General features: G+C 60.0%; 4 protein-coding genes and 2 pseudogenes. 4 read left to right on the plus strand and 2 right to left on the minus strand.

Annotation, left to right across the window (positions count from 1 at the left end; translation table 11 throughout):
- From AWB67_RS35530 to AWB67_RS35540, 3 genes are all read left to right on the plus strand, one after another.
- Window positions 1-540, plus strand: a 540-nt coding sequence (locus tag AWB67_RS35530) for a zinc-binding dehydrogenase (protein WP_143328470.1), incomplete at its 5' end; no start/stop codon positions are given.
- 149 nt (window positions 541-689) lie between these two features.
- Window positions 690-1013 carry an HNH endonuclease gene (locus tag AWB67_RS35535; RefSeq protein ID WP_087660572.1) on the plus strand — a complete coding sequence of 108 codons (324 nt, stop codon included), beginning with the start codon at window positions 690-692 and terminating at the stop codon, window positions 1011-1013.
- A 237-nt stretch (window positions 1014-1250) separates the two neighbouring features.
- On the plus strand, window positions 1251-1982 hold the full coding sequence (locus tag AWB67_RS35540; protein ID WP_087660573.1) for a gamma-glutamylcyclotransferase: 732 nt from the start codon (window positions 1251-1253) through the stop codon (window positions 1980-1982).
- A 72-nt stretch (window positions 1983-2054) separates the two neighbouring features.
- On the opposite strand, the pseudogene AWB67_RS35545 reads toward AWB67_RS35540, so the two are convergent.
- Both AWB67_RS35545 and AWB67_RS42600 read right to left on the minus strand, forming a co-directional pair.
- Window positions 2055-2255 (minus strand): annotated as a pseudogene (locus AWB67_RS35545) (MFS transporter); the annotation flags it as partial.
- A gap of 1 nt (window position 2256) precedes the next feature.
- Window positions 2257-2521: pseudogene (locus tag AWB67_RS42600) on the minus strand (cupin domain-containing protein); the annotation flags it as partial.
- A 94-nt stretch (window positions 2522-2615) separates the two neighbouring features.
- On the opposite strand from AWB67_RS42600, the gene AWB67_RS35555 reads away from it, so the two are divergent.
- Window positions 2616-3209, plus strand: a 594-nt coding sequence (locus tag AWB67_RS35555; RefSeq protein WP_125477834.1) for a YbiU family protein, incomplete at its 3' end; no start/stop codon positions are given.

Consider the following 3209-nt stretch of genomic DNA (forward strand, 5'->3'; position numbering starts at 1 on the left):
GTTACGGCTTGGCAAATGCTGCATGACTTCGCGCGAGTCGCGCCCGGCCAGCGGGTACTGGGCTATGGAGGCGCCGGAAATGTGGGCGCCTACGCCGTGCAGCTTGGACGGATCGCAGGCGCCTTCATCGTTGCCACTGCATCCCAAAAAGACCTCGATCGCGTCAGGGAAAGTGGCGCGCAGGAAGTGGTGGAGCGCTCGCGATCACTGGACGCTCACACGGGAACGTTCGACGTGGTCATCGATACCGTCGGCGGGAACGCGCTTGCTACGTGCTATCCGCTGATCAGGCGCGGCGGCGTCATCGTATCCATCGTCGAAAAGCCCGATGCGGATCGCGCGGCGTCGCGTGAAGCCCGCGCGGATTTCCTGCTCGTTTCCGTCAACACGGTGACGCTTGAAAAGCTCGCCGAATTGGTCTTGGCGGGCCAACTGGAGACATGCATCGGCGAGGAGCTTCCGCTTCGCGAAGCGCGACTTGCTCATCAAATGATCGAGGGGCTGCAGCATAGGCCGGGGAAAATACTTCTTGTTCCCTGAAGGCGACATAGCAATTTGACCGGTGTAGCGCGTGCCGCCGCTCTAACCGGCATTCCGTGGTTGAGTGTTGGCGTTGAGCGCGGTTTGATGGTCGCTCTGAGCATCTCTTAGACCTTGCGGTTTAGAACGCAGTGCAATACAGCGAGGCGATGGCAAAGAAGACTCCCGAACCTTGGTATCAGCCGCAGGCAATGGGCGAAGTCTGCCCGCTGTGCGGTCGTCTCATTCCAGCAAGCGAGCGGAGCTTGCACCATCTGGTGCCGAAGACCAAGGGCGGTCGGCACACCGAGGCGATGCACCGGATTTGTCATCGGCAGATTCATGCACTCTTCTCCGAGGCAGAGCTAGCCGACCGTTATCCCACTGTGGAGGCATTGTTGTCGAACGAGGCCATTCAGACGTTCGTCCGATGGGTTCGTGCAAAGCCCGATAACTTTTACGAGCGTACGCGCCGGATCCGCCGAACGCGGTGAAAATTGGCTCAACAGCAATGCGGTCGCTTTGATCATCGATACACCAGATTCCGCGATGAATTCGTCCGCGCTCGATCTACAGGGTCGCCGTTATATTTCACCTTGAATGCCGCGGACGATCATCTATGTTGTATGGGTGATGGGGTTAACGGCGCCCTCTTCTACGAGCCGGAGCGGCCTCTCGGCACCAGCGAGACTCATCTGATACCCGCTGTAGGTCCCTGCAAGGAGTGACAGATGGACCTGACCTCTGCGGCAAATCGTCACCAGTTGGCACCTCGGCGTCTGACACCGGAGTTGGTGGCTCTGATCGGGTGCAAGGTCGAAGACAGAGGGCCGCCCCCTGGTGTCGTCGTTCACAGCGAAGCTGATTACGAGGCTTCACTGCAGGCGTTGCTCACCACCGGCGCATGGCAAGGGGAGGACATCTGGGTGTTCGCTTATGGTTCGCTGTTGTGGAATCCGGCCTTCGACGTCGATGAGCAGGTGGCAGCGATTTTGCCGGGCTGGCATCGCGCCTTTTGCATTCGACTCACGCGATTTCGGGGTACCCCAGAACAGCCGGGACTGATGATGTCGCTCGTTTCTGGCGGCAGTTGCCGTGGCGCTCTATACCGAATTGCTGGGGGTCGGGTTTTCGAAAACCTTCGCAAGCTTTGGCGACGGGAGATGACCGTCAAGCCGCCGACCAGTCCGCCACGATGGGTGACTGCGAAGGCGGGGCATACCGCCGTACGGGCGATCGTCTTTGCCGCGGATCGCAGAGGTCGCAACTTTGTGACCGGTCTGAACGACGAGGAAATCGCATGCGTGCTGTGCAAGGCCGTCGGACACTGGGGCTCCGGCGCCGAATACCTTATGCAGACCGTTGATCACCTGGAGCGCCTCGGCATCCGGGACGCCAATCTCTGGCGTTTGCAGCGGGTGGTGGCGCAGAAACTCGTCGATCTGCAAGTCACCGGTGGGTAGCAGCTTGATTGCGTGGCAAGTGCGTGGCTTTGCGTCACGTCATAGCCACACTGAAAACCTGCTGAGCGCGTGTCAGCCGATGCGCGCGGCATGTGGCCGGCCGATCACCAGGTAATGGATCAGCGCGACGAGCGGGAAGGCGCTCGCCACGCCGGCGACCAGCGTCCAGCCGCCATATTCGTACAGCGGGCTCGCAAGCGCCGAACTCAACGCGCCGCCGACGAAGATGCTCGTCATGTAAAACGCGTTCGGCCGGTTCCGGCTCGCTGCATGCGATTGCAACCTGAGGAGACGCTGAGTCGATCGAGCGGTTCGACGCCCGCGTGTGAGGAAGATTCGGCGGCACGAGAACCAGGTCATCGTCGACGTAGTCTGCAATCGAGTCCCGATATAGCGTTTGCCGTGACTGTTCAGCGTCAGCGTAAGTCCATATTCAGGATGGTGGTGTCCCCTTCGAACGGAAGGCGTGGCAACCGACGATGATAAACCTTGACCGAGCAGTCACCGCCAAACTCGAAGTGTTCATAAGCTGGTTTCATGGCCGAAGACGCAAAGTAATTGTCTGGATGCTATCACTTTTGTGGGCATGGTCGGTCTATGCTGCGCATATAGCAGACCCAAAAGGAGACAACCATGGCACTCAACGTTGACGATTTGCCGACAGCTATCCGGCACGCGAAGCAGGAGCTTCGCGCCCGGCTTCCAAACTATTCCGAAGTGTTCGCCGAAGTGGAAGAAGCGGTCCGCGCCGAAGCAAACAGAATCGCCGAACAACGGAATCGCGGCGAAAACGTGATCCCCGAAATACTGTTCTCCGACATCGCGGAGCAGCGTGTAAGTGCGGAGCAAATCGCGCTGGTCAAAACGCGCGGCGCCTGCGTGATCCGCGGTGTGTTCGATCGGTCGGTAGTGGAAGGATGGGACCGCGATATCGCGGAGTACGTCGAGCGCAACGATCTGGATACGCGCCTGGAGAACCGGGCCGAAGACAAATACTTTGGCCAGCTCGCATCGAGCAAGCCGCAGATTTACGGGGTGTACTGGTCGAAGCCGCAGGTCCTCGCGCGGCAGGCGCCTTCGCTGACTGCGGCGCGAGTGTTTCTGAACCGGCTGTGGCGCAATGAGAGCGAAGGCCGGGTTCACTTCGATCCGGAGCACGTGCCGGTTTATGCGGACCGGATGCGTCGGCGGCCGCCCGGTTCCGAGTCATTGGGCTTGTCAGCGCAT

It is taken from the genome of Caballeronia terrestris, from assembly GCF_001544515.1.
Classification (GTDB): domain Bacteria; phylum Pseudomonadota; class Gammaproteobacteria; order Burkholderiales; family Burkholderiaceae; genus Caballeronia; species Caballeronia terrestris.

What these genes read in the sequence shown, in the direction of transcription:
- AWB67_RS35535 (WP_087660572.1), top strand. Translation starts at nt 690, where the DNA reads ATGGCAAAGAAGACTCCCGAACCTTGGTATCAGCCGCAGGCAATGGGC.
- AWB67_RS35540 (WP_087660573.1), top strand. Translation starts at nt 1,251, where the DNA reads ATGGACCTGACCTCTGCGGCAAATCGTCACCAGTTGGCACCTCGGCGT.